Origin of the sequence: Brevibacterium aurantiacum, assembly GCF_007558825.1 — a bacterium.
Classification (GTDB): Bacteria; Actinomycetota; Actinomycetes; order Actinomycetales; family Brevibacteriaceae; genus Brevibacterium; species Brevibacterium aurantiacum_A.
This window is the reverse complement of sequence record NZ_VLTK01000009.1, coordinates 131507-156316: the sequence shown is the minus strand read 5'-3', so window position 1 is coordinate 156316 and position 24810 is coordinate 131507. Positions and strand designations below refer to the sequence as shown.

The window sequence follows — 24810 nt, the reverse complement described above, 5'->3', positions numbered from 1 at the left end:
ATGCGCCCCAGACTTGGCATCATCGCCGCAACCGCCGTGCTCGCCCTGATCGGTTGCTCCGGCGGAACGCCCGGCCCGCAATCGGAGAAGACCGGGGAAGCCGGAGCCCCGCAATCGGCACAGAAGGCCGAACCTGAAAAGGCCGCCGAACCCGCAGACATCGACTCCGATGACTTCGCCGACGAGGCGAAGGAGATCGTCGAATCGTTCTCCGACGATGAGCTGGCAGGGTCCCTCATCATCGGCACCTGGTCGGGCACTGACACCCAGACCGGGGTCAATCTGCTGAAGAACAACAACCTCGGCGGGGTCATCGTCATGGCCGACAATCTGCCCGAGAATCCGACTCCTGACCAGGTCAAGAGTGTCACCGAAGCAGTCAACGCGTCGCGTTCGAAGGGACAGCCCGTGTCGATCGGCGTCGATCAGGAGGGCGGTCCGGTCTCGCGGCTGGGAACCGGCGCGCTGCCGTTCCCGCCGCTGATGGCGCTCTCAGCCACCCAGGATCCCGAACTGACTCAGACCGCGACCAAGGTGCAGGGCCAGAACCTCACCGACCTGGGCTTCACCATCGATTTCGCCCCCGACGCCGATGTCACAACCGGTGAGAAGGACGTAGCCATCAACGTGCGTTCGGCCGGTGACGATCACAAGGCAGCCGCCGAGGTGGTCGCGCAAGCCGCGACTGGATACCACCTCGGCGGTGTCGCCAGTTCCGCGAAGCACTTCCCCGGCCACGGTCGACTTCACGTCGACTCGCACGAGAGCCTGCCGGTGTCGAAGAAGAGCATCAAGGAACTCGAGGACACGGACCTGCTGCCGTTCAAGTCCGCCGTGAAGGCCGGTATCCCGATGGTGATGATGGGACACATCGGCCTGCCGGATGCGAAGACGACGCCGGCGACGCTGAATGAGAAGGCCTATCAGTCACTGCGAGACATGCTTGACTTCGACGGAGTCATCATCACCGACGCCCTCAATATGAAGGCCGTGGACCAGAGCCAGAGCGGCAAAGAGACCGTCAAGGCGCTGTCCGCCGGCGCGGATCTCGCACTGATGCCACCGGATTCTGCCGCCGCACAGAAGGCGGTGGCCAAGGCCATGAAGGACGGGGAGCTGAAGAAGTCCGATCTGCAGAAGAAGGCACAGCGCGTGGTGGCGATGCAGCTGGCGACTGCCGAGACTCAGAAGGCGATGACCGACGATTCCGGTGGGGGCGACTCCGGATCGGGGAGCGACTCCGGGCCAGCCGGTTCCGAGGATCCGCAGAAGGTCCTCACCGATGTGGCTGAGAAATCACTGACGGTCCTCAAGGGGGAGTGCGCATTCGAGGGCACCGACTCGATCTCCATCGTCGGCGGCAGCGAGAAGGAGAAGAGCGAATTGACCAAGGCGGCCAAGGACGCGGGCCTCACAGTCGACTCCGGTGGGACGAGCGTGAGCCTGAGCCCGGACGCCTCCGCCGAGGTGGCGGTCGGCACCGCTGCACCGTGGACGATGCGCAATACCTCGGCACAGTCGGCTGTGACGGCCTATGACAGCAATCCCAATGCGCTGAAGGCCGTGGCGAAATGGCTCAAGGGCGATCTCAGAGCCTCGGGCAAGCTGCCCGTCGACTACGACGGAAGCGACAAGGCTCCAGACTGCAGCTGAGGCAGCGCCCGAGACCACAGCATCGCGGCAGGGCACGAAAAACCCCTCGTCCGGCTGGGACCATCAAGGCGGACGAGGGGTTTCTTCGTGTAACTGAATCAGAGAACGCGAATGAAGGTGACGTCACCCATCCAGCTGTAGCTGCGCTTCGAGGTGCCAGACCCTGGTGAGCCGGCATCATACATCTGTCCGTCACCGGCGTAGATGCCGATGTGACCTGGGTGCCAGATGAGGTCACCAGGCTTGGCCTCCGACTGGGAGACGACCTGGCCAGCGGCCTTCTGTGCCCCCGAGTTGCGAGGCAGATCGACACCGACCTTACCGTAGACCCACTTGGTGTAACCGGAGCAGTCCCAACCGCTCTGGGAGGTTCCGCCGTAGACGTAAGGCGTGCCGGTTCCCTTCTCTGCCCAGCTCATGACCTGCTCCGCCTTCGAGCCGTCCATTGAGCCTGCATCGGAACCGGAGTCCTTGCTCTCGCCCTTGTCCTCATCGCCGGAGTCCGAAGAACCGGTGTTGGCGGAGTCGTCCGAGTTGTCCTCTGCGGGTTCCGGAGCCGGAGCGGCTTCGTCGGCTGGTTCGGCTTCGGTGGTCTCGACGGGTTCTGGCTTCGGCTTCGGCTTCGGCTTGGGAGCGGCCTCAGCAGTGATGTTCTCGACATCGACACCGATGGAGGCGCTGTGCTTCTTGTCCTTGCTCTGAGAAGACGAGCCTTCGTCCGCAGCGACGGTCGCCGACTGGTTCTTGAACTCGACCTGCGTCTGAGCTTCTGACTCCGCAGAGACTGCGGCCTTGTCGTCGGCCCCCTGTCCTGCTGCCGGAAGGACTGCTGCGGTGAGCAGGCCACCGCTGGCAGCGACAACGGCTGCACGGCGTCCGAAGACGGCGGAGTTGGCGTTCAGGATATCGGTCAGTTCGGTCAAGGGAGTCTTGACCTTGGCTTCTGCGGCTCGGCGGCCATGCTGCTTATTTGCCACGTTTTCCTCTCGTCACCTATTGGAAAGAATCCCAACCGCCACTTTCGGTCCTTAGTGATTTCACATCGAGCGTGGCGTGCGGTTCTCGCTGTGAAGTCGGCACTCTCGAGACCGACCTTCACAACTGTAACCAATCAGTGACCTAATGTCACGTTTTCGTTACATTGGGCGAGAAGTCTTCGCGGACGTGTGTAACAGTGCAGGTCAAAAGCTTATTCCGCGCTGAAGTTTCTGTAACAGTTGCCCGTTTGCCTGGTGCTGTCGGGTGGTGATATGACCTATCTCTCGTCATCTTCCCTGCCTGTATGTAACAAATCGGCCTATGTAACAGCCCGAAAATGACATTTCTGCGACGAAGAATGCCGACTCGAACTCGACGATATCGGCGGAGTCCGCTCGTTACGGCCATGCTGGCGGCTGACTGTGGTGACTGTGTCTGGTTGGTGCGCTGCGGTGACTAGGCCGTGCTGTGTCGCGCTGACCGTGTCGCGCTTCGAATGTCGAACGGTTGGTAAGTTCACTTCGAAATTGTTGCGGAGATCGAAATGAACTTACCAACCGTTGGTGTTGGAGCCGGCCCGTTGGTGTTGGAGCCGGCGTTCGCTGGTGGAGTCGGCACGTGCTAAACGCTAGGCGCTCGGCGTGTGAAGCACGTGAGGTAGGTGAGGCACGTGAAGCGGGTGGGCCCGGTGGGTCCTCAGGCTCCAGTTGCGACCGGGCGGGCAGGGTCGGATGACCATCCCGACCAGCTGGCTGGGTAGAGGCTCGTCTCAACACCGAGGGTCGCCAGCGCCAAGGCGTTGTGGCAGGCGCTGACGCCTGAACCGCAGTAGACGCCGACGGGCTGGTCGAGAGCGTCGAGGGCCGAGAAGCGCGACCGCAGAGACTCCTCGTCGAGGAACCGTCCATCTGCGGTGTTGTCGCTGGCGGGCGCGCTCGTGGCACCGGGAATGTGGCCGGCCTGTGAGTCGAGCGGCTCGGTCTCTCCGCGGAAACGTTCGCCGGCGCGAGCATCGAGGAGGACCCCTGTCCATGCTGCTGCCGCGTCGGCGTCGATGACGGGCATCGAATCGGGGGAGATCGTCACGGTGCTCGGCTGTACGGGGTCACCGGCTCCGGTGGCCAATTCGCCTCCGGCGGCAACGAAAGCCCTCAGGCCGCCGTCGAGGACACGTGCCTTCATTCCCGCCCACTTCAGCAGCCACCAGGCGCGCGCGGCACCCTGGCCCGAATTGTCGTCATAGACGACGACGTCGGTGAGCTGGTCGATGCCCCAGGCCCGGACCTGGACCTGGAATGCCTCGGCAGACGGCAGCGGGTGTCGTCCGGCTGTGGGGTCAGTCTCGGAGTGCGCGGCGAGTTCGGTGTCCAAGTCGACGTAGATGGCTCCGGGAATGTGCCCGGCGGTGAAGTCTTCGCGGCCATCAGGCTTCTGCAGTGTCCAGCGGACGTCGAGCAGCCTCGGCGTGGATCCGTCGTCGGAGAGGCGAGCGAGGAGCTCGTCGGCGGTGATGAGAACGTCGGAGCGGTTCATGGGGGATTCTCCTAGTGAGGTGGGGCGAAGGGATTTCAACAGGGTTGGGACGGTTCAACAGGGTTGGGACGGTTCAGCAGGGTTGAGTCAGGAGGACGACATGACGATCGCCCAGGCGGGTGAAGACCAGTGTGGCCTTGTCTCCGGCCGGCAACTTGAGTTGACGCCTGACCTGGTCAGGAACAATATCAGCTCCGCGCTTCTTGATCACGACCGAGCCGATGCCGCGGCTGATGAGGGCCTTGCGCAGGCTCGGGATCTTCGCCGGCAGCACATCGGTGACCTCATAGATGGTGACCCCGGCCGAGGCAGGTCCGGTCGGTTCGACGTCCGTGGTCAGATAGGCGATCTTCGGGTGGACGCGGCGAGCCTGCAAGGGTCCGCACAGGGCGGTGACGAGTCCGGCGCGCACGATCGCGCCGTCGGGTTCGAGGAGGTACTGACCGAGCTCGCCGACGCCGTCCTCATCGTCGGCGGGAAGATCATCTTCGTGGACGAGGAGTGTGCGCTCGCCCATGACGAGGGCGCTGCGCCCGGGACGCTGCCTGGCCTCACCGAAATAGAGGCAGACCTCGACGACTTCGCTGAGGTGGGAGACCCATTGTGCCTCGGCCTCATCGGGAACGAGGCTGTGGTCGAGTGCCGGCCCGAGTTTGACACCTGCGGCCTTCGCCGCGAGCGCCTTGTCGATGACCCAGGACAGGGAAGGGGAGAAGTCTTCGGGATCGAAGATGCGTGCGGTGGAGCCGCTCTTGGTCCCCTTCCCGACTGTGCGGCGGGCCGGGTCGAACCACAGGGCGTCGAAGGCGGAGGTGTCGATGTCTTCGGCGCGGGCGTGCTCGACGCTGGCATTTGCCAGGTGGCGGAGGTTGAAGCTGGCGATGGCGGCCGTGACCTCGTCTGCGTCGACGGCGGTGACCTGGGCGCCCATCCCAGCGAAGGCGAAGGAGTCGGCGCCGATCCCACAGCCCAGATCTGCGATCGTGGGTGTGGAATCTGCCGCGTCAGCACTGCCCTCGGTACCCTCGTCGCCACCGGTGTCCTTGCCCTCGCCGAGGAGGCGGCGGGCGTGATGGGCGGCCACCGGCAGTCGTGTGGCTTGGGCCAGACCGTCACGAGTGAACAGCATGTCCTCGGCGAACGGGCCGAGCTTCTTCACGGCGTCCCTGCGCAGCTGGGCCTGTGTGAGCAGGCCTGCGGTTACCTCGGCGGAATAGCCTTCCTTGCGCAGCGCCGATGATCGGGCGAGCTCATCGGCAGGCAGGTCCTCGATCCGGTCGAGCCGGTCGAGGACGGAGACGTCGAGGAGTTCGGTGAGTGTCTGCGGATCCATACCGTTCACCCTATCGTCCTGGCGTCGGCCGTCTGACTGCGATGTTGCAGGAGCATAAGGAAATGGCGTCAGGAGTGCTCGGTGATTGTGCCTGGGAATGAGTGCTGTAAGTTGTTGGCTGTGACGTTATTGACCGCACGCGACATTCGCGAAATCGCCGCCGACATCGGTCTGCGCCCGACTAAGCAGAAGGGGCAGAACTTCGTCATCGATCCCAATACCGTGCGCTCGATCGTGACGTCCGCGAAGCTTCAGGACCACAGCAGCGTCGTCGAGATCGGTCCCGGCCTGGGATCGCTGACGCTGGGTCTGCTGGAAGCCGGGCACCATGTCACCGCCGTTGAGATCGACGAGGTCCTGGCCGCCCGCCTGCCTGCGACAGTTGAGAAGTACGGAAAGAGAGCAGAGGAGCACGGGCAGAGCACAGCCGCTGCCGACGAAGCCGCGAACTTCGAACTCGTCAATGCTGATGCGCTCAGAGTCACCGAATTGCCCACGGCCCCCGACGCGCTGGTCGCGAACCTGCCCTATAACGTTGCGGTCCCGGTGCTGCTGCACTTCCTCGAGATCTTTCCGAGCCTGGAGTCCGTGCTCGTCATGGTCCAGCTCGAAGTCGCAGAACGACTCGCTGCCGGCCCCGGATCACGCACCTACGGTGTGCCCAGTGTCAAGGCCCAGTGGTACGGCGACGTCACTCTGGCCGGACGCATCGGCAAGAACGTGTTCTGGCCGGCCCCGAACATCGACTCCGGACTCGTCCACATCGATGTCACCCGCACCCACCGTGATCCGGAGCAGCGGCGTCGCCTGTTCGGCGTCGTCGACGCGGCTTTCGCCCAACGTCGTAAGACCCTGCGCGCTGCCCTGGCGACGTGGGCCGGCAGCGCACAGCGAGCAGAAGAGCTGCTGCGTGCTGCAGACATCGACCCCAAGACGCGCGGCGAAGCCCTCGGCGTCGCAGACTTCGAGCGACTCGCCGCCGCACAGGGTGACACTTCCACGACGGGAAGCGCACGATCATGAGCGCACAGCTGCACTCGTGCCCGAAGACCCTGACGCCGGTGAAGGTGCAGGCGCCGGGCAAGATCAACGTCCACCTCGGCGTCGGTGGGGCCGGCGATGACGGATACCACGAACTCGCGACGGTGTTCCAGGCCCTCAACCTCAACGAGACCGTGACCCTCGTCCCCGGCGGGAGCTCCTCGATCGTCGTCGGCGGTCGCTACGGAGACGCCGAGGTACCCCAGGACGAGTCGAACTTCGCCCGCAAGGCCATCAACCTCCTCATCGCAGCCCTCGAAGACGAACGCGACGTCGACGTCCTGCGTGAGCTCGACATCGTCATCGACAAACAGGTCCCCGTCGCCGGCGGCATGGGCGGGGGATCGGCCGATGCGGCCGCAGCACTGTGCGGTGCCGCCCACCTCGTCGGGGGAGTCGATGAGTCGATCCTCCACGACTGCGCGGTCGGAGTCGGGGCCGACGTCGCCTTCCTCCTCCACGGAGGAACGGCCATCGGCCACGGACGCGGGGAGAAACTCACCCCCGTCCTCACCCGCGGATCATTCCACTGGGTCATGGCCACCTCGGCGAGGCAGCTGTCGACACCGGCGATGTACTCACGATTCGACGAACTCACCCCGAACCCCGAACCAGCTGTCGTGCCCGCCGAGGTGCTCACGGCGCTCGCCGCCGGCGACCCGGACACCCTTGCCAGCGCGGCCGCCAACGACCTCACCGATGCCGCGATATCGGCCATGCCCGAACTCGCCGAGGTGATGGAGGCCGGACGTGCAGCCGGTGCCCTCCTCCCCCTGCTCAGCGGCTCGGGCCCCACGATCGGCTTCCTCGCCCGCGACGCCCATCACGCTCTTGACCTCGCTGTCCTGCTCCAGGCCACGCGCGGAGTCAAGGAAGCGCTGCGGACCACGGGACCTGCCCCCGGCGCCCACATCATCGAGCACTGATGGCCGAAGCGAAGGATCCTGGTCCGGACTCTGCAGCTGACGAACGAACGAGCAGTCGGACATCGGGCGGCAACCTCCACGAAAGTCTTCTCAATTCGATCGGCACTGACATCGTCACCGGTGACCTGGAAGCGGGAACGGTCGTCCGGGCCGAGGAGCTGCGTGTGAGGTACGAAGTCTCGCTCTCGGTGGTGCGCGAAGTGGTGCGTGTTCTGGAGTCCCTGGGGATGGTCAAGCCGATCCGTCGCTTGGGGCTGGTGATTCTGTCCATGCGGGAATGGACCATACTCGACCCTCTGGTGGTGCGGTGGAGAATGGCCGCAACCCCGGCACTCCAACTGCGTTCCCTGACCGAGCTGAGAGTCGCCATCGAACCTCAGGCAGCACACTTGGCCGCCGTCCATGCCTCAGCCGATGCGGCCGAGGAGATCATGGGATTGGCCGCCAGAATGCGCACCAGCGGACGCAAGGGCGATGTTGAGGCGGTGCTGGAGGTCGATATCGCCTATCATCGGGCAGTCCTGAGAGCCGGCGGCAACGAACTCTTCGCTTCCTTTGACTCGGTCGTCGCCGAGATCCTGCGCGGTCGAACGCACGCCGGGCTGATGCCGAAGTTTCCCCATCCAGGGGCGCTGCAATGGCACTTCGACGTCGCCGATGCCATCGGCAACGGGGACCCCGATCGAGCTCATGCTGCGATGACGAAGATAATGGATCGAGCCTTCGCCGAGATGGAAGATGCCTGGGCGGGCCAGCCGCGCCTCAGAGCGGACTGACGACCCTCCGGGCAGGCTGGACCGACGACCCTCAGGCAGGCTGGACCGACGACCCGCCGGACAGGCTGGACCGACGACCCTCAGACAGGCTGGTCAGAACGCGCTGACGACACCGTAGAGGGCGAGGCTGAGGGCGAAGCCGACCAGACCGAGGATGGTCTGAGCCACGGTCCAGGTCTTCAGAGTGGTCTTCGTGTCCATGCCGAAGAACCGGGAGACCAGCCAGAATCCCGAATCGTTGACGTGGCTGGCGACCACGGAGCCAGCGGCCAAGGACAGCACGATGGCCACGACCTGCAGGCTCGAGAAGTCCGGATTGCCGACGACGACCGGCTGCATGAGTGCCGCCGCAGTTGTGAGCGCGACCGTGGCTGAACCTTGCGCGATGCGCACGATCGCGGCGATGACGAATCCGGCCACGATGACCGGCAGACCCAGGGTCGCCAGGGAATCGGCGATGGAATCACCGATCCCGCTGGTTCGCAGCACACCGCCGAACATGCCGCCGGCTCCGGTGATGAGGATGATCGAGCAGACTGGGCCCAGAGCCGAGTCGACGATGTTCTCGACCATGCTTCTGCCCTTCTTCTTCCGCCACCCCAGCAGCCACATGGCCGCCAATACCGTGATGAGCAGGGCGATCGGGGTCTCACCGAGCATCCGCAGCGAAGTGACCAGAGTGGACTCGGCGTCGACCCAGCCGGCCTCACCGGCGAAGTCGAGGCCGGTGTTGAGGAAGATGAGCACAAGCGGAAGGGCAAGCAGGACGAGAACCGTTGAGAGTTTGGGTGAGGACCTGAAGTCGGCGAACTCTTCGGCCGGATCGTGGGCCAGGAGCGAGGGAACCGAGACCTCGATTCGCTTGCCGATGAAGAGCCCGAACAGATACCCGCACAGATACCAGGCCGGCACGGCGATGATCAGGCCGCAGATGAGGACGAGTCCGACGTTCGCGCCCAGAAGTCCGGATGCGGCCACGGGCCCGGGATGTGGAGGGACGAAGATGTGCATGGCCGAGAACGCGATCGCCGATGGCATGGCGTAGAGAAGCAGAGATCCGCCGAGGCGTTTGGCCACCGTGAAGATGATCGGCAGCATGACGACGAGACCGGCATCGAAGAAGATCGGGAAGCCGAACAGCAGTGAGGTCAGGCCCAAGGCCAGGGGCGCGCGCTTCTCTCCGAAAGCCTTGATGAGCGCATCCGTGAGCACCTGAGCTCCACCCGAGAGTTCAAGCATCCTCCCGAGCATGGCCCCGAGTCCCACGAGGAGTGCGACGCTGGCAAGGGTGGACCCGAAGCCGTCGTACATGACGGGGACCAGATCGCCGGGAGCGATTCCCGCGGCCAGGGCGGTGACCACACTGACCACGACGAGCGCGATGAAGGCGTGCAGCCTGAAGCGGATGATGAGGATGAGCAGCACCGCGATGGCTGCTGCGGCGATGCCGAGCAGGGCCGGTGCCGACAGCGTCCAGTTGAGTTCGATCTCGGTCACAATTTCCTCTTCCTTGAGGTTCGTCGGTGGTTAGGTGGTGATGGACAGTGGTCAGGTGGTGTGGGGCAGTGGTCAGGTGGTGTGGGGCAGACGCTCGATGATGTATCGACTCACCTCGGCGGGAGACAGATCGATGGGCGCAAGGAAATGTGCTTCCTCGACAGTGAGCGGTTCCAGCGTCTCCAGCTGGGAGTCGACAAGGGTCGGTGACATGAATTCGTGTGAACGCCGCGCGAGATGCTCGACGATGATCTCGCGGTTCCCGGTGAGATGGACGAAGAAGGTTGCTGGCGCCTGTGCCCTCAGGTAGTCCCGATAGCTGCGTCGCAACGCGGAACAGGCGACGATGGGAGGTGGAGTCGAGGTCAGTTCACTGGCCACGGACTTCAGCCACGGCCACCGGTCCTCATCGTCGAGGGGGACTCCAGCACGCATCTTGGACTTGTTGTCTTGGCTGTGGAGATCGTCGGCGTCGACGAACGCGGCTCCGAGCTCCGCAGCCAAGCGGCGGCCGATCAGTGTCTTCCCCGTGCCGGACACCCCCATGATGACAAGCGGGGGAAGATCCATCTCAGTTGGCCTCTCGTAAAAATATGATGACATTGCTAAACTGCACTCATTAAATCAGATTTATAGAAATCTAAATGAGACGGGTGCAACTGTCAACCGCTGCGAGAACCCGTCAGCTGCGACAATTCGCCGTAACTGTCAGCCATGACTATCAGCCACGAGGAAGAGGATTGGGTATGACCGCGGAAGTGGGCGTGATCGGTACTGGAGTGATGGGCTCGAACCTCGCACGAAACCTCGCACGGAATCTGACCGGCCGGACCGGAGCGCGAGTCGCCATCTACGACCGCGACGTCGACCGAGCTCGAGCACTGGCGGCCGAGCATCACGAAGCGGACTTCCTCGTCGCCTCATCGCCGGCGGATCTGGCCAGCAAGCTGTCGGGTCCGCGCGTGGCGATTCTCATGGTCAACGCCGGCCCGGCCACGGACTCGGCGATCAGCGACCTGCTGCAGGTGTTCGAACCCGGAGACGTCATCGTCGACGGCGGAAACTCGCTGTTTACGGACACGATCGCCCGCGGTGAGACCGCGGCCAAGACCGGCATCGAGTTCGTCGGGGTCGGCATCTCGGGGGGAGAGGTCGGTGCGCTTGAGGGGCCATCGATGATGGTCGGCGGCACCGAATTTGCGTGGTCGAGACTGCGGCCCATTCTCGAACCCATCGCGGCTCGTGCCGAATCCACCTCGGCTCGTGCCGAACCCGGCGACGGGCGAAGCGCACAGGCGGACCCGGAATCGTGCATCGCTCATGTGGGCACCGATGGGGCCGGCCACTTCGTCAAGATGATCCACAATGGGATCGAGTACGCGGACATGCAGCTCATTGCCGAGGCCTTCGCCCTGTTGAGGGGCAGGCTCGGCCTCACCCCTCCTGAGATCGCGGAGGTCTTCAGAGAATGGAACCGAGGAGATCTCGAGTCCTATCTCATCGAAATCACCGCTGAGGTACTCGACCACACAGATGCAGCCACAGGCGAGCCGTTCGTCGACATCATCGCCGATTCTGCCGGAGCCAAGGGAACCGGCGGCTGGACGGTGAAGACCGGACTCGACCTTGGTGTGCCTGTCGCCACCATCGCCGAGGCGGTCTCGGCCAGGTCCCTGTCCGCGGCCTCCGTACTGCGTTCCTCCGGGACGGCGTTGGATGGTCCTTCGACGGTCACCTCGGAGTTCGAAGAAGCCCGCGATTCGGCGCTCGACGATGCCCCCACCTCGGCGGTGGTCGACCGTGACACGGTCATCGAGACCGTGCGGCAAGCACTGTTCACGGGAAAGATCCTCGCCTACGTTCAGGGCTTCCACGAGATCGCCGCGGGAGCGCAGGAACACGGCTGGAACACGGAACTCGGTGAGGTTGCCAGGATCTGGAGGGCTGGTTGCATCATCCGGGCCAGATTCCTCGACCGGATCACGGAAGCCTTCGACGCCGAACCGAATCTGAGCTCACTGCTTGCCGCTCCGTATTTCCGGGATTCGCTCAACTCCGGGCAGCAGGCTCTGCGGGATACGGTCGCCGATGCCGCCTCCTCTGGCGTGCCGATTCCGGCCCTGGCCTCGGCGCTGTCCTATTTCGACGGCATCCGCACCTCCAGGGCCTCGGCGGCGCTGGTGCAGGGCCAGCGGGACTTCTTCGGATCCCACACCTACGGGCGCACAGATCGACCGGGAACCTTCCACACCCTGTGGTCGGGTGATCGCAGCGAAGTGCAGCTGTGATCACCGAGGTCTCTGCCGCTGGAACGTCTCTTCCGCGGCGCCGTCTCTGCAACTGAGCGGCAGTGGCCCAAAATCGTCGAACGTGGCAATGTTGGTGACATGACTCTGCCACATGAAGATATCGATCCAGACGGCCTGCTCGAATACTCGGTGGTCTTCACCGACCGATCACTCAACCACATGTCGGGTCGGTTCGTGTCCGTCATGCAGGACATCAACCGCATCCTGCGCGAAGCCTACGACGCGCACAGCGTCGCCATCGTCCCCGGTGGTGGCAGCTATGCCATGGAGTCAGTGGCCAGGCAGATCGCGACGGGCAAGAAGTGCCTTGTGGTCCGCAACGGCCTGTTCTCCTTCCGCTGGTCGCAGATCCTCGACGCCGGATCCATCGCCAGCGAGACGACCGTGCTCAAAGCGTCCCCTCTCAGCGACGAGCACCAGTCGGCCTGGGCTCCTGCCCCCATCGCCGAGGTGGTCGCCGCCATCGAGCGCGAGCGCCCGGCAGTCGTGTTCGCTCCTCACATCGAAACCGCCTCCGGCACGCTTCTGCCGGACGACTACGTGCGCCAGGTCAGTGACGCGGTCCACAGCGTGGGTGGTGTCTTCGTCCTCGACTGCATCGCCTCGGGTGCAGTCTGGGCCTCACAGGAGAAGCTGGGCGTCGACGTTCTCATCAGTGCGCCGCAGAAGGGCTGGAGCGGTTCGCCCTGCGCCGGCTACGTCATGCTCAGCGAAGCCGGCCGCGCCGCCGTCGTTGAGTCCACCTCGACGAGCTTCGCCATGGACCTGAAGAAGTGGCTGTTCATCGCCGACGAATACGAAGCAGGCCGGGCGCCGTACCACGCGACAATGCCCACTGACTCGCTCGCGCACAATGCCGCCATCATGCTCGAGACGAAGGAACGCGGCTTCGACAAGCTCGCCGCCGCACAGTTCGAGCTCGGCGACCGGGTCCGCAAGGTCTTCGCCGATCGCGGACTGCCTTCGGTTGCGGCACCGGAATTCGCTTCGCCCAGCGTGGTCGTCGTCCACACGGACAACCCGCAGCTGGCCACCGGCGCTCAGTTCAAGGAAGCTGGCGTTCAGATCGCTGCCGGCGTGCCCCTGCATTGCGACGAGCCCGAAGACTTCTCGACGTTCCGGATCGGCCTGTTCGGCCTCGACAAGCTCGGCGACATCGACGGCTCGATCTCCCGCCTCGAAGCCGCACTCGACTCGATCGGCGTGACGTCGCAGGGCTGACGCCTAACGCTGAAGCTTCAGGGCCGGTGCCGCATCGCAGGTGCCCCACACCAGGAGCGCTGAACCACCTCGTTGCACCGGGGCGTTTTGGCGCTCCTGGTGCGTATTGAGGGGGCGAATCGCTTCAGGCGTGCAGCGGGACTGAATCGATCGCGGATCAGTCGGTGTCTCTAAGTTGGTATCTCTGGCAACTGCAAGTCCCGTAGATACACGGCTCCCGCAATTGCACCGGGCCCACAAACACACAGGTCTCACAAATACACTGAGGCAATGACTCAGAGAGAGCAGCGTCAGCGACTAGGGGCGAATGACTTCGACCTCGAAGACGAATTGGTCGATGAGGCAACAGCGACCGTGATCACAGGGGCAAAGCGCCTGAACCGGAAGTGGCCTGAGCTCGTTGTCACCGGGTTCTTCGGCGGTGTCGACGTGGGACTGGGAATCCTGGCGATGATTCTGGTCAAACAGGCGACGGGGTCCGACGTGCTGTCCGGTCTTGCCTTCGGCATTGGTCTGCTGGCGTTGAAGCTTGCCCACTCAGAGCTGTTCACCGAAGAGTTTCTGCTGCCTATCAATGCCGTGATCGCGGGTCAGGCCAATGTTCTTCAGATAGTCCGCCTGTGGGCGGTGACTCTGGTGACCAACCTCGTCGGGGGTCTCGCCTTTGCCGGGCTGATGGTTCTGGCGCTTCCTGACTACCACTCGACGATGATCGACACGGCTATGAAGTATCTCGACCAACCCTCCTTGGTGGTGATGATCGCGCTGTCGCTCTTGGCCGGTGCTACTGTCACATTGTCCACTCGGATGTCACAGGGCACCTCGAACGACGTCGTTCTTGCCATCGTCAGCCTGGCATCGGGTCTGCTGCTCATCGGCCTCGGCATGCTCCGCGGTGCCCTCAACGCGATCGTCATCTTCGCGGCCATGTTGGCCGGGGCGGATATCACGATGCTGGATCTGCTGAAATGGTTTGGAATCGTCATCCCGTTCAACATGCTCGGCGGGTTGCTGCTCATCACTCTGCCCAGAGTGGTTCGGACATATCGTGTGCTTCGCGCCGTGCGCAAGGGCACGGTTTCCCTCGAAGATCTCGAGACACAGTCCAGTTAGACGATGGCCGGACGTTGCTGACGCCGCCCGCCGGCCGTTGCTGACACCGCCCGCTGGTCGCTGCCGGCACCGGTAGCTGCGCTGGATACACTCAGTGCCATAACCTCCCGTTGCGGCGAGTGGTTATGGCACTTGTGGTGCGTTGAGACGCAGACGCCTTCGTGCAGGCGGTACTGCTGATTGCTTGCCTCAGGCGGTGGAGCCGAGCGCGACGACGTTCTCGGCGAGGCGTTCGTTGTCGCCGTACATGAAGTGGTTCTTCATGTTCTCTGAGAACCGGCTGGCATCGGTGGTCAGTCCGACCGCCTCGGCGACCTCACGGATGTGCATCGGAGTCGCACCGCAGCACACGCCGATGTAGTTGACGCCCAGGTCGTAGGCTTCCCTCGCGAAGGCGCCGATCTCGTAGCGATTCGTCTGCAGCGGGTCGAGAGCTGTGGGGAAGGTGCGACCGTGCGGGGAAGCCACCTCGGCGCGGGGGTCGGAGAGGTTGAAGAAGGTGGGCTCATCCTGGGTCGTGCGATAGGGGATGGGCAGGGCACCGACGTGACAGGACACTGCCGCGCGGATCTCCTTCAGCCACGGCAGCATCGTCGCGGGTCCGCGGAAGCAGTTGAGGCCGACGACGTCGACGCCCAGCTGTTCGAGCTTCTGCGCGGTCTCGACGATGCCGACACCATCGGCCATCTCCTGGAAGGCCATGGGAGCGAGGGTGAGGACGACGGGCAGGCCGCTGGCCTTGGCGATTTCGGCTGCAGCAATGGCTTCGCCGGCGAAGTAGAAGGTCTCGCCGATGATGAGATCGGCGCCTTCGTCCACGGCCCAGCCCACCATCTCGGTGAACATGGATCGGACTTCGGCTTGGCGATCGGCATTCTCGGGATCCCAGATGTTCGAGTTCGAGATGTTTCCGGCCATGAAGTTGCCGGGTTTGGCATCGGCAACGCTGCGAGCGATCTGCAGTGCCGAGCGGTTGAGAGGTTCCAGCAGATCCTCTTTGCCGATGACCCGCATCTTCTCGCGGTGGCCGTTGTAGGTGAAGGCTTCCACTATGTCCGAGCCTGCGCGCTGGAAATCCACGTGCAGGGCGCGCAGGGCGTCAGGGAATTCGAGCGCGACCTCGGGCACGAATTCTCCGGCGGACAGGTAGCCGCGCTTCTCGAGTTCGAACAGGAATCCCTCAGCGCAGATCACTGGTCCGGCATCGAGGCGTTGGGTCAACGGGTTGGACTGAGTCATGAGTGCTCTCCGTACGGAAGGTAGAGGACAGGCGATTGAGCTCGCTCAGGCTGAAGGCCCGAACTCTGCGCATATAACCATCTTTGGACGAGTTGCCGACGTCACATCGACACAATTCGGTCATATGACGGTCGGAGTCATTTTCAGCGACTCCGAGGTTCTCGTCAGACTAGAGGATTCGTTCCGTCAGGGGAAGAGCGTGGGAGGCTGCCTTCTCCTAGCCTCTGCCGGAGGATCTATCCGAGTGTCTGCCGGGCTTCGGACGCAAGGGTGCAAACGGTTTGAGCAGCAGACCGGTCACGGTGGAGGAATACCAGCGCAGGGCTCTCTCGAATGGTTCCCACGAAAGCACGTAGGTGGCGAGGAGAGCGACGAGGAAACAGACGACGAGGATCAGTGGAGAGCTGAGTATGCCCTCGATATCGTCGAGCAGAGGTTGAAGTCCGCGGACGACGAACCCGTGGAGGACATAGACAGCCAGACTGTTCCGACCGATCTTCGCGAGGATGGTGTCTTTGTCGCCGACCCACATGAGCAATGCCAATGTCATGAGCAGCGCGCCGATGTCGACGATGAGGCGGATGCCGACGCCTTCGGGGATGCTGACATCGAAGTGGGCGAAGTTGAGGCTGCCGTAGAACCACTTGTAGTAGATCTCATCGAGGTAGAAGTAGCCGATCGCGCCCAAAGCAGTCGCGGTGAAGAACAGCTTCTGCCAGATGCGCAGGCTCCCGGCCCAGTTGAGAATCTGCTTGCCGTAGAGCTTGCCGATGACGAAGAAGGGCCAGAAGATCATGGACCGTGACGCCGAGAGCTCCGTGTCGAGGATCGGCAGAATTCCACCGAAGAGCCCCACCACCACCGAGGTGACGAGGATCGTTCGTGGGAATCGTTCGATGAACGGCACGGTGATGATCCAGCACGCCATCGACAGCAGGAACCATGTGTACCAGAACGGGGTGAGGAAACTGTAGTCGGGATTGAGGTCGAAGACCCACATCCACCCCCACATCAGTGGCAGCACAGTGAACAGCAGGACTAGGAAGGTCAGGACACGTTCGGGCAGCCTCGTCGACTTCGCTGTGATCCCGGCGAGGAAGACGAAGGCCGGCATGTGGAACGAATAGATGAGGTACATCGGCGCACGAAGGACATCGTCTTCCCACGGTGATGTCCTGGCCAGCAGGTGGCCGAGGACGACAGTGAAGATGAGGATGCCTTTGGCGCGGTCCAGTCGGTGATCTCGTATGGGCACCACGCCACGATAGCGCGTCAGCGCCTCGAAGCAGAAAGAACTCATCGCGCCCTAAGGCGGAATCCAGGGGGTGTTCAGCTTGAAAGTTCTCGACTCTTCAACTCAGAAGCACATGCATCTTCAGCTTGCGCAGGCGACGCAGGTCGGCGCGTAGGGCCGTATCTCCAACCGCACCTCGGGGATGGGATTTCCACAGAGCGTGCAGATTCCGAAGGTGCCGCGCTCAAGTCTCTGCTCCGCCTCGGCGATGGCGATCAGGCGCTCCTCGGACTGACGCAGCAAGGTGTCAGCCTGTGATCGTTCGAAGGCGAGAGTCGAGCCCTCGGGGTCGTGCTCGTCGTCGCTGTTGTCGCCCTCGCGTGCGGCCGAGAGATCCTTGATGTCCGAGGACAGTGTGGCGATGAGTCTCCTGGTCGCGGCATCTTCTGCATGCAGGAGCTCCCGCACTCGATCCGAATCGGCCATCAGCCATCCTCGCTGTTCATCTTCAGGCGTCCAGAGCCTCGTTGGCTTCGAGCCAGCGCTCCTCCAACTCGGTCATTTCGTCCTTGAGCTCCTGCAGGGATGAGGTGAGTCTCTGGAGTCCCTCGAAGTCGGTCTGGTCGTGGTCGGCCATCTCATCGTGGGCACGGGCGATGCGCTTGCTCAGCTTGTCCATGCGACGCTCGATCGAGGAGACCTCCTTCTTGGCCGCTCGGGCCTCGGCTCCGGAGAGTGCGTCTGCGCCCGAATCAGCAGACGAACTCGCATTGCCCGAGCCGGAGTTCCCTGCACCGTGACCGGTGACAGTTCCCTTCGAACCTCCGGATTTTGCGTCCTCGGCACGCAGCTTCAGATATTCGTCGACGCCGCCGGGCACGTGCCGCAGACCGTGATCGAGGATCGCGTACTGCTGATCGGTGACGCGTTCGAGCAGGTACCTGTCGTGGGAGACGACGATCAGGGTAGCCGGCCAGGAGTCGAGGAGGTCCTCCATCGCCGCCAACATATCTGAGTCGACGTCGTTGGTCGGCTCATCGAGAATGATGACATTGGGCTCGGACATGAGCAGCAGCAACAGCTGCAGGCGGCGCTTCTGCCCTCCGGAGAGTTCCTTGACTCGGGCCGAGAGGTGCTCTTTGGCAAAGCCGAGGCGCTCCAGCAGCTGTGCCGGAGTGTAGTCCTTGCCTTCGATGTTGAAGCTCGTCTTCGACTCCGACAGCACCTCGCGGACCTTCTGTCCGGCGATGGCGTCGAGTTCCTTGAATTGCTGGTCGAGGACTCCGACCTTCACGGTCTTCCCGCGCTTGACTCTGCCTTCATCCGGTTCGAGCTCACCGGAGATGAGGCTGAGCAGGGTCGACTTGCCGGCACCGTTGGGGCCGAGGATTCCGGTGCGCTCGCCGGGGCCGATGCGCCAGGTGACGTTGTCGAGGATCTGCTGGTCACCGAAGCTCAGTGACACATCGAGGAGGTCGACGACGTCCTTGCCGAGTCGGGCCGTCGCCATCTTCTTCAGTTCGATCGGATTGCGCACCTCCGGAACATCGGCGATGAGCTGGTTCGCCGCTTCGATCCGGAACTTCGGCTTCGACGTTCGGGCGGGCGCACCTCGGCGCAGCCATGCCAGTTCCTTGCGCATGAGGTTCTGGCGTTTCTGCTCGGTTGCGGCAGCGATCCGGTCGCGTTCGACGCGCTGGAGGACATAGGCGGCGTATCCGCCTTCGAAGGGTTCGACGATCTGGTCGTGGACCTCCCACGTCTTGTTGCAGACCTCGTCGAGGAACCACCGGTCGTGAGTCACCAGCAGCAGCGCCCCGGAGTTCTTCGACCAGCGGTTCCTGATGTGCTTGGCCAGCCACGAGATGCCGTCGACATCGAGGTGGTTGGTGGGCTCATCGAGGATGAGCAGGTCCCAGTCTTCGATGAGCAGAGCCGCCAGAGCCACACGGCGGCGCTGGCCTCCGGAGAGGCTGCCGACTGTGGCGTTCCAGTCCAGGTCGGCGATGAGACCGGCGATGATGTCGCGGGCTTTGGCGTCGCGGGCCCATTCGTGGTCGTCCATGTCGCCGACGACGGAATAGCCGACGGTCGCGTCGGAGTCCATGGTGTCGCGTTGGCTGAGCATGCCCAGGCGCATTCCGCCGCGATAGGTCACGCGGCCGGAATCGGGTTCGATGGTGCCGGCGAGCATGCCCAGCAGGCTGGACTTGCCGTCGCCGTTGCGGCCGACGATGCCGATCATGTCTCCGGCGTCGACGCCGAGCGTGACGGAGTCGAAGACGATGCGGGTGGGGTATTCGAGGTGCAGGGCTTCAGCCCCGAGAAGATGTGCCATATCGCCTTCCAGTTTAGTGCACAAGGGGTCTGGGACCAGCATGCGCGGGCAGCGGGCAGGCAGTCGGGGGGCCGGGGCCGGAGCCGGTGCCCCGAGGCGGTCGAGCGTCGAGGTGGGTCGAAGCCAACATGAAGTTATGTTGCGTTTTCATATCGGTGTCGACGATTCAGATGCTAGACGCCCCTGTTACGGGCCTGCGGTGAATTAGACTGACGGAAAATTCATTGAAATATGAGTGATCATCCAGTGGTTTCACAACCTCGGCGGAGGACTCTGTGCCCCGATCGACGCCAGTGCTGGACGTGAGCAACTTGAGAAAAGAGTAAACGTGAAGAAGCTCGTATCTGCGGTGTCGATTGTCGCCGCATCTGCCCTCGTTCTCTCCGCCTGCGGATCCGGAGACAGCGGGGACTCCAACGCTGAAGACTTCCTCGGCTGCATGGTGTCGGACTCCGGTGGCTGGGATGACCAGTCATTCAACCAGTCGGGCCGTGAGGGCCTGACGAACGCGAAGAAGAACCTCGGTATAGAGGAGTCGCTGGCCGAGTCGCAGGGTGACGCGGACTTCAAGCCCAACGTCGACAACATGATTCAGCAGGGATGCAACCTCACCTTCGGCGTCGGCTTCCTGCTCGAGGACGCGATCCAGGAGGCTGCTGAGGCCAACACGGACCTCAACTTCGCTCTCATCGACTCCACCTTCTCCGATGCTGACGGCAAACCGGTGACGCTGGACAACGCCAAACCTCTCGTCTTCAACACGGCCGAGGCCGCCTATCTCGCCGGTTATGTGGCTGCGGCTACCTCCGAGTCCGGCAAGGTCGGTACCTTCGGCGGCATCCAGATCCCCTCGGTGACCATCTTCATGGACGGGTTCGCTGACGGCGTGAAGAAGTTCAACGAAGAGAACAAGAAGGACGTCAAGCTCCTCGGCTGGAACAAGGAGAAGCAGGACGGATCGTTCTCCGGTGACTTCGAGAACCAGGGTCAGGGCCAGGCGCTGACCAAGCAGCTCATCTCTCAGGGTGCCGACGTCGTCATGCCCGTCGCCGGTCCTGTCGGACTGGGTGCAGCCGCGGCCGCGAAGGAAGCCAAGGACGTCAAGCTCGTCTGGGTCGACTCCGACGGGTACGAGTCCACAGAATACGGTGACATCATCCTCACCTCGGTGGTCAAGCAGATCGCCAACGCGGTCGAGGACACCGTCGCCGAAGCCCAGAAGGACAATTTCAGCTCCGAGCCCTACGTCGGCACTCTCGAGAACGAAGGCGTCGGACTTGCCCCGTACCACGACTTCGATGACAAGGTTCCTGAGGACGTGAAGAAGAAGGTCGAAGAGCTCAAGAAGCAGATCATCGACGGATCGCTGACCGTGGAATCCGAGAGCACGCCCAAATAAGCGAATAGGTTGAACTGCAGGGCCGAGTGGTTTCGGCCCTGCAGTTTTCGAATTTGTGAGGAGTACCGGAAGCAGTGAAACTCGAGCTTCGCGGGATGACTAAGGTGTTCGGATCGTTCGTGGCCAACGACCACATCGATCTCACCATCGAACCGGGCGAGATCCACGCTCTGTTGGGTGAGAACGGCGCCGGAAAATCCACCATGATGAACGTCCTCTATGGACTCTACGACGCCGACGGGGGAGAGATCCTCCTCGACGACAAGCCTGTGACCTTCGCCGGTCCGGGTGATGCTGTGGCTGCCGGGATCGGCATGGTCCATCAGCACTTCATGCTTGTGCCCGTGTTCACCGTCGCCGAGTCGGTGGCGTTGGGATATGAGCCGACGAGGTCCATGGGACTCATCGACCTCGCCGAGGCGCGGAAGAAGGTCAGGGAGATCTCTGCCCGCTTCAACTTCAACATCGACCCCGACGCCCTCATCGAGGACCTCCCGGTCGGAGCCCAGCAGCGCGTGGAGATCATCAAAGCCCTGTCGCGCAACGCGAAGATCCTCATCCTCGATGAGCCGACCGCGGTGCTCACCCCGCAGGAGACCGACGAGCTCATCTCGATCATGCGCCAGCTCAAAGAACAGGGCACCTCGATCGTGTTCATCACCCACAAACTGCGTGAGGTCAGAGCGATCGCGGACTCCATCACCGTCATCCGCCGCGGCAAGATCACAGGCGTTGCCTCTCCTGATTCCACCGAGGCGGAGCTGGCCAGCCAGATGGTCGGTCGTCATGTATCCCTGACGACAGAGAAGGATGACGCCGATCCCGGTGATGCCACCTTCCAGGTCCGCAGTCTGACCGTCGTCGACAAGGCCGAGAACGTCGTCGTCGACGATGTCAGCTTCGACGTCCGCCGTGGTGAGATCCTCGCCGTCGCCGGCGTCCAGGGCAATGGTCAGACGGAATTGGCCGAAGCGATCATCGGGTTGACCGACCCCAGGTTGGGTTCGATGACCCTCGATGGGAAGAACCTCGTCGGCAAGTCCGTCAAGGACCGTCTGGGCTCTGGCATCGGTTTCGTTCCTGAGGATCGGTCCACCGACGGCATCATCGCCGAGTTCACGATCCGCGAGAACATGATCCTCGACGTCTACGACCGTCCTCCCTATGCCAAGGGCCTCAACCTCAAGTCCGCGGTCATCAACGATGAGGCGAAGAAGAAGGTCGAGGAGTTCGATATCCGCCTCGGCAGCGTCGTCGACCCGATCGCGACGCTCTCCGGAGGCAACCAGCAGAAGGTCGTCCTCTCCCGTGAGCTCGGACGCGACCTGCGCCTCTTCATCGCCAGCCAGCCCACCCGCGGCCTCGACGTCGGCTCGATCGAATTCGTCCACAAACGTGTCATCGCCGAACGCGATGCCGGCACACCTTGCCTGATCGTCTCGACGGAACTCGACGAGGTCTACGGACTCGCCGACCGGATCGCGGTCATGTACTCGGGCCGCATCGTCGGCATCGTCGGTGCCGACACCTCACGTGAAGCCCTGGGCCTGATGATGGCCGGAGTCCCTGCCGATGAAGCCCTCGCCGCCACCGCGGCACCCGAGAAGAGCGACGCCGCCACCGCGGCACCCGATGACAACTGCGCCACCACCTCGGCGGAGGAGACGAAATGACAACCGATATCTCCCCGGCGGCACCGTCGGCGACGCCGCCTCCGAGCGCCGAAGCGGAGTCGGACAGAGAACCGAATCTGCTGCAGGACATCCTGTCCGGTTCCTGGTTGGTTTCGGTGCTGGCCATCGTCGTCGCCCTCCTCCTCGGCGGTGTCCTCATCGCCGTGTCCAACGCCGAAGTCGTCGAAGCGGCGATGAACATCTTCGCGGCACCCGGGGTATTCTTCTCGACTCTGTTCTCCACCGTCGGGGAAGCATATTCGGCGCTGTTTCGCGGTGCGATCTTCGACTGGGACGCCCGCACCACCGAGCGCGCCATCCGGCCCCTGACCGAATCCCTGGTCAGCGGCACCCCGCTCATCCTCACCGGCCTGGGCATCGCCCTTGCCTTCCGTTCGGGTCTGTTCAACATCGGCGGTCAGGGCCAGGTCATCCTCGGCGCCACGATCGCGGGCTTCCTCGGGTACGCCCTCCACCTTCCGCCCGTCGTGCACATGCTCATCGCAGCCGTCGGCGGCATCATCGGCGGCGCGATCTGGGCCGGTATCGCCGGTGTGCTCAAGGCTCGCACCGGCGCCAACGAGGTGATCGTGACGATCATGCTCAATTCCATCGCCGGCTACCTGTTGGGCTACCTGCTCAAGCAGAGCTGGTTCACGCATACCGACTCGGCGAACCCGCAGTCACGGACACTCGATGACTCTGCACAGATGTTCCTGCTGCTGCCCTCACCTTTCCGTCTGCACTTCGGCTTCATCATCGCCATCCTGGCCACGATCTTCGTGTGGTGGCTGCTCGAACGGTCAACCATCGGCTTCGAGTTCAAGGCCGTCGGCGCCAACCCGCACGCGGCCCGCACGGCAGGGATCTCCGTGTCGAAGGTGACGATCCTCGTGATGATCGTCGCCGGTGCCCTCGCCGGACTCGGCGGCGCGGCTCAGGTGCTCGGCACCGAATACAAACTCACCGGCGGAATCAGCGGTTCGATCGGCTTCGATGCCATCACCGTGGCCCTGCTGGGGCGGTCCAAACCCTTGGGGACGTTCTTCGCGGGTCTCCTGTTCGGCGCATTCAAAGCCGGCGGCTACCTCATGCAGTCCCAGACCGGGACGCCCATCGACATCGTCCTCGTCGTCCAGTCCGTCATCGTCCTGCTCATCGCGGCCCCACCACTCGTGAGGTCGATCTTCCGGTTGCCCACACCGGTGCTCAAGCGGAAGGAGGCCTGACATGAGCGCTCAGAACACCGCCGCTGCGACACCGGCTGCGAAGTCCTCGGCACAGTCCAAGGCACTGACCCCGATCGCGTGGAAGTTCCCGATCACCTACTCGATCCTGGCCCTCGTCTCGCTCATCTGCTTCGGGCTCATCGGCCGTGACGGTGAGACGACGTTCCGGATCGCAACCGGCGGAGATCTCTTCGCCATTCCCGATGTCGTCGTGTCCTCGACGGTGGCCGGGCTGGTCCTCTCGCTCATCCTCGTGATCATGGCCGCGGCCTCGATCTACCTCGCCCTGAAGCGGATCACCCTGGCCGGATGGTTCCCGATGGTCTTCGGCATCCTCTTCGTCGTGTCCTTCCTGGCCTGGGCTGGCGGCGGCAGCGGCGGCGTGATCCCGCTGACCACACTGCTGGCCGGTGCCCTGGCACTGTCCGTGCCGCTGATCTTCGGCGCCATGTGCGGGCTCGTCGGCGAACGCTCGGGCATCATCAACATCGCCATCGAAGGCCAGCTGCTGGCCGGTGCCTTCCTTGCCGCAGTCGTCGCCTCGGTGGCCAAGAACCCGTACGCGGGTCTGCTGGCGGCCCCGATCGCCGGCGCGCTGGTGGCTGTGGTCCTCACATTCTTCGCGGTGAAGTACTGGGTCAACCAGATCATCATCGGTGTTGTGCTCAACGTTCTCGTCGTCGGTGTCACCAGCTTCCTCTACTCGACTGTCCTCACACAGAACCCTGGCCTGTGGAACTCCCGGCAGCAGCTGCCCAACCTGCCGGTCCCGCTGCTGTCTGACATCCCCATCCTGGGACGGGTGCTCTTCGACCAGAACATCCTCGTCTACATCATGTACATCGTCGTCATCGCCCTCCAGATCTTCGTGTTCCGTTCGAAGTGGGGGCTGCGGATGCGGGCCGTGGGCGAACACCCGAAGGCAGCCGACACCGTGGGCATCAAGGTCAACTTCACCCGCGTGCGCAACACCCTCATGGCCGGTGCCATCGCAGGTCTCGGCGGTGCCTTCTTCACCGTCGGATCGGGTCTGGCATTCGGCAAAGAGATGTCGGCCGGACAGGGATACATCGCCCTTGCGGCGATGATCCTGGGCAAATGGAACCCGAAGGGTGCCCTGCTTGCTGCCCTGCTGTTCGGCTTCTCCAAGAGCTTGGGCAACACTCTGCAGTCCATCGGAACTCCGGTGGCCAACGAGCTGCTGCTCATGCTTCCCTATATCGTCACGGTCCTCGCCGTCGCCGGTTTCGTCGGCCGGGTTCGCCCACCGGCGGCCGAAGGCGTGCCGTACGTGAAATAACCCAACCCTGAAGAGAGA

Annotated in this window: 20 protein-coding genes; 11 read left to right on the top strand and 9 right to left on the bottom strand. The window is 63.4% G+C overall.

What is annotated here, in order from left to right; translation table 11 throughout:
* On the top strand, window positions 1-1653 hold the full coding sequence (locus FO013_RS15700; protein ID WP_143923493.1) for a glycoside hydrolase family 3 N-terminal domain-containing protein: 1653 nt from the start codon (window positions 1-3) through the stop codon (window positions 1651-1653).
* Window positions 1654-1751: 98 nt separating this feature from the next.
* Here FO013_RS15700 and FO013_RS15695 read toward each other — a convergent pair whose 3' ends face one another.
* From FO013_RS15695 to FO013_RS15685, 3 genes are all read right to left on the bottom strand, one after another.
* Window positions 1752-2630 (bottom strand): C40 family peptidase, encoded by an 879-nt coding sequence (locus FO013_RS15695; protein ID WP_143923492.1) that lies wholly within the window; start codon window positions 2628-2630, stop codon window positions 1752-1754.
* A 697-nt stretch (window positions 2631-3327) separates the two neighbouring features.
* The gene (locus FO013_RS15690) at window positions 3328-4164 is read right to left on the bottom strand and encodes a sulfurtransferase (RefSeq protein WP_143923491.1); all 837 of its coding nucleotides are present in this window, start codon (window positions 4162-4164) and stop codon (window positions 3328-3330) included.
* 73 nt (window positions 4165-4237) lie between these two features.
* Window positions 4238-5497, bottom strand: coding sequence for a class I SAM-dependent methyltransferase (locus tag FO013_RS15685; RefSeq protein WP_143923490.1), 1260 nt, complete (start codon window positions 5495-5497; stop codon window positions 4238-4240).
* A gap of 120 nt (window positions 5498-5617) precedes the next feature.
* Between FO013_RS15685 and rsmA the strand changes: the two genes are divergently transcribed.
* Genes rsmA through FO013_RS15670 form a run of 3 tightly spaced genes read left to right on the top strand, consistent with a single transcriptional unit; the run spans window position 5618 to window position 8240 of the window.
* A complete protein-coding gene (gene rsmA, locus FO013_RS15680; protein WP_143923489.1) occupies window positions 5618-6520 on the top strand; it encodes a 16S rRNA (adenine(1518)-N(6)/adenine(1519)-N(6))-dimethyltransferase RsmA in 903 nt (300 codons plus the stop codon).
* The gene (locus FO013_RS15675) at window positions 6517-7464 is read left to right on the top strand and encodes a 4-(cytidine 5'-diphospho)-2-C-methyl-D-erythritol kinase (RefSeq protein WP_143923488.1); all 948 of its coding nucleotides are present in this window, start codon (window positions 6517-6519) and stop codon (window positions 7462-7464) included. The genes rsmA and FO013_RS15675 overlap by 4 nt, the downstream gene beginning before the upstream one ends.
* Entirely contained in the window at window positions 7464-8240 is a 777-nt protein-coding gene (locus tag FO013_RS15670; protein ID WP_260848187.1) for a FadR/GntR family transcriptional regulator, read from the top strand. The genes FO013_RS15675 and FO013_RS15670 overlap by 1 nt, the downstream gene beginning before the upstream one ends.
* A 93-nt stretch (window positions 8241-8333) precedes the next feature.
* Here the strand turns inward: FO013_RS15670 and FO013_RS15665 are convergent, their stop codons facing one another.
* Both FO013_RS15665 and FO013_RS15660 read right to left on the bottom strand, forming a co-directional pair.
* Window positions 8334-9737: a GntP family permease gene (locus tag FO013_RS15665; RefSeq protein ID WP_186293155.1), complete on the bottom strand. Its 1404-nt coding sequence runs from the start codon at window positions 9735-9737 to the stop codon at window positions 8334-8336.
* Between the two features lie 72 nt (window positions 9738-9809).
* The gene (locus FO013_RS15660; protein ID WP_260848186.1) at window positions 9810-10340 is read right to left on the bottom strand and encodes a gluconokinase; all 531 of its coding nucleotides are present in this window, start codon (window positions 10338-10340) and stop codon (window positions 9810-9812) included.
* A gap of 143 nt (window positions 10341-10483) precedes the next feature.
* On the opposite strand from FO013_RS15660, the gene gndA reads away from it, so the two are divergent.
* From gndA to FO013_RS15645, 3 genes are all read left to right on the top strand, one after another.
* Window positions 10484-12025 carry an NADP-dependent phosphogluconate dehydrogenase gene (gene gndA, locus FO013_RS15655; RefSeq protein ID WP_143923486.1) on the top strand — a complete coding sequence of 514 codons (1542 nt, stop codon included), beginning with the start codon at window positions 10484-10486 and terminating at the stop codon, window positions 12023-12025.
* Window positions 12026-12124: 99 nt separating this feature from the next.
* Window positions 12125-13267, top strand: coding sequence for a pyridoxal-phosphate-dependent aminotransferase family protein (locus tag FO013_RS15650; RefSeq protein WP_143923485.1), 1143 nt, complete (start codon window positions 12125-12127; stop codon window positions 13265-13267).
* Window positions 13268-13537: 270 nt separating this feature from the next.
* Window positions 13538-14380, top strand: a complete 843-nt coding sequence (locus FO013_RS15645) for a formate/nitrite transporter family protein (protein WP_143923484.1) — start codon at window positions 13538-13540, stop codon at window positions 14378-14380.
* A gap of 189 nt (window positions 14381-14569) precedes the next feature.
* Here FO013_RS15645 and FO013_RS15640 read toward each other — a convergent pair whose 3' ends face one another.
* From FO013_RS15640 to FO013_RS15625, 4 genes are all read right to left on the bottom strand, one after another.
* A complete protein-coding gene (locus tag FO013_RS15640; protein ID WP_143923483.1) occupies window positions 14570-15619 on the bottom strand; it encodes a homocysteine S-methyltransferase family protein in 1050 nt (349 codons plus the stop codon).
* 217 nt (window positions 15620-15836) lie between these two features.
* Entirely contained in the window at window positions 15837-16874 is a 1038-nt protein-coding gene (locus tag FO013_RS15635; RefSeq protein ID WP_143923482.1) for an acyltransferase family protein, read from the bottom strand.
* A gap of 120 nt (window positions 16875-16994) precedes the next feature.
* Window positions 16995-17339 carry a TraR/DksA family transcriptional regulator gene (locus FO013_RS15630; RefSeq protein WP_143923481.1) on the bottom strand — a complete coding sequence of 115 codons (345 nt, stop codon included), beginning with the start codon at window positions 17337-17339 and terminating at the stop codon, window positions 16995-16997.
* Window positions 17340-17361: 22 nt separating this feature from the next.
* Complete coding sequence (locus FO013_RS15625; protein WP_143923480.1) at window positions 17362-19191, bottom strand: ABC-F family ATP-binding cassette domain-containing protein; 1830 nt, start codon at window positions 19189-19191, stop codon at window positions 17362-17364.
* A 328-nt stretch (window positions 19192-19519) separates the two neighbouring features.
* Here FO013_RS15625 and FO013_RS15620 point away from each other — a divergent pair, with 328 nt between their 5' ends.
* The 4 genes from FO013_RS15620 to FO013_RS15605 all read left to right on the top strand — a co-directional run bounded on the left by FO013_RS15620 (window position 19520) and on the right by FO013_RS15605 (window position 24792).
* Complete coding sequence (locus FO013_RS15620) at window positions 19520-20590, top strand: BMP family lipoprotein (protein WP_186293154.1); 1071 nt, start codon at window positions 19520-19522, stop codon at window positions 20588-20590.
* 74 nt (window positions 20591-20664) lie between these two features.
* On the top strand, window positions 20665-22263 hold the full coding sequence (locus FO013_RS15615; RefSeq protein WP_143923479.1) for an ABC transporter ATP-binding protein: 1599 nt from the start codon (window positions 20665-20667) through the stop codon (window positions 22261-22263).
* Complete coding sequence (locus FO013_RS15610) at window positions 22260-23492, top strand: ABC transporter permease (RefSeq protein WP_143923478.1); 1233 nt, start codon at window positions 22260-22262, stop codon at window positions 23490-23492. Before FO013_RS15615 ends, FO013_RS15610 begins: the two co-directional genes overlap by 4 nt.
* A 1-nt stretch (window position 23493) precedes the next feature.
* On the top strand, window positions 23494-24792 hold the full coding sequence (locus tag FO013_RS15605; RefSeq protein ID WP_143923477.1) for an ABC transporter permease: 1299 nt from the start codon (window positions 23494-23496) through the stop codon (window positions 24790-24792).
* Window positions 24793-24810 lie beyond the last annotated feature (18 nt).